Annotated in this window: 2 protein-coding genes; both read left to right on the top strand. The window is 78.1% G+C overall.

Annotated features, from left to right (window positions below; all coding sequences use genetic code 11):
- The coding region (locus HCJ92_RS23920; RefSeq protein WP_167935693.1) for a hypothetical protein at nucleotides 1-759 on the top strand (759 nt) is incomplete at its 5' end.
- Nucleotides 756-1,757: type VII secretion-associated serine protease mycosin (gene mycP, locus HCJ92_RS23915; protein WP_167935692.1), on the top strand; the 1,002-nt coding region annotated here is incomplete at its 3' end. The genes HCJ92_RS23920 and mycP, both read left to right, overlap by 4 nt.

Below are 1,757 nucleotides of genomic sequence, written 5' to 3'. Positions count from 1 at the left end.
CGGCCGCCCCGCGGTCCGCTGCGCGTCGCGGCGGCGGCCCTCTGCGTGGTGCTGGCGGCCGGTCTGCTGGGCGGGGCGGCGGTCGGCACCTGGCTCACCACCGAGCCGCCGGAAGTCACCGCGGCGGAACGCGCGTTCGACGAGCGCCGGGCCATGTGGCGCGACCTGCCCGTCGACGATCTCTTCCCCCCGCGCATCGAGGGCGAGGGGGCCGGTCCGGGCGACGCCGACCGCGTGTGGATACGCACCGGCGTGGCACCGGACAGCGGATGCGCCGACGTCTTCGACCCCGCCCTCCTCGACGCGCTCACCCCGGCCGGCTGCCACCGCGTGGTGCGCGCCACCTACACCGACGACACCGAGACCAGCGTCACCACGGTCGGGCTGCTGTTCACCCGGGGCGGCCCCGAGGAGACCCGCGAGCTCCACCGCGACTTCACCGACCGGGGCCTCGGCGCCCGCCCCGACCTGATGCCGCGTCACCACGCCGGAGCCGACCCCGACGGCGACGCCGGCGCCGTCCCCCGCGCGACCTGGACCGTGCGGGTGCTCACCGACGCGCCCGTCGTCGTCTACGCCGTCACCGGCTTCGCCGACGGACGCTCCGCCGGCCCGCCCCAGACGGCGGCGGACGCGACCGCACCCGACGAGAGCTCGGTCGCGGCCCTCGCGGGGCTTGGCCACGACACCCGCGGCATCGCCGACCGGATCGAGCGACGCGTCCGCAAGGCCGCCGACACCGCCGGGGAGGCGGCGTGACCGCCCGCCCGGCGCCCAGGCCCGGCACGGCCCGCCTCGCCCTGACGCTGCTCGCCCTCCTCGCGCTGCTCCTCACCACCGCCCCCGCCGCCCACGCCGACACCATCCGCGACCAGCAGCGCTGGGCGCTGGAAGCCGTCAACACCGACGCGGCCTGGGAGACCACCCGCGGCGGCGGGGTGGTCGTGGCGGTCCTCGACACCGGCGTGGACGCCTCGCACCGCGACCTGTCCGGCGCCGTCCTGCAGGGCGCCGACCTGGTGCCGCACGGCGCCGCGCGGGGCGACGCGACCTGGGCCGCGCACGGCACCGCGATGGCGGGGATCATCGCGGGCCGCGGCCACGGCGTGGACCGCGGCAGCGGCGTCATCGGCGTCGCTCCGGAGGCGCAGATCCTGCCGGTGCGGGTGCTGCTGGAGGAGGACGACCCGGCGCGGGGGCAGAAGCGCGCCGAGGGCGGCAACGCGGTCGCCGAGGGAATCCGCTGGGCGGTCGACCACGGTGCCGACGTCGTCAACCTCTCGCTCGGCGACGACAGCGAGTCGGCGCACCCCGATCCCGAGGAGGACGCGGCCATCCGCTACGCGCTCCGGCAGGGCGTCGTGGTGGTCGCCTCCGCGGGGAACGGCGGCGAGTCCGGTGACCCGGTGTCCTACCCCGCCGGCTATCCCGGCGTCATCGCCGTGACCGCCGTCGACCGGGCCGGGAGCCGGGCCCCGTTCTCCACCCGCCGCTGGTACGCGACGGTCAGCGCGCCGGGGAAGGACGTCATCATCGCCGCTCCCGGCGACCGCTACATGCAGGGGTGGGGGACCAGCGCGGCAGCCGCGTTCGTCTCCGGGGCGGTGGCCCTGCTCAAGGCCGCCCACCCGGAGCTGACCCCCGCGGAGGTGCGTCGACTGCTGGCGACCACGGCGCGCGACGCCCCCGAGGGCGGGCACAGCGCCGCGCTCGGCGCCGGACTGGTCGACCCGGCCGCCGCCATCGAGGCGGCGGGC

The organism is Streptomyces spiramenti (assembly GCF_012034385.1).
In the GTDB taxonomy this organism is placed as follows: domain Bacteria; phylum Actinomycetota; class Actinomycetes; order Streptomycetales; family Streptomycetaceae; genus Streptomyces; species Streptomyces spiramenti.
This window is presented reverse-complemented; position numbering and strand designations above follow the sequence as displayed.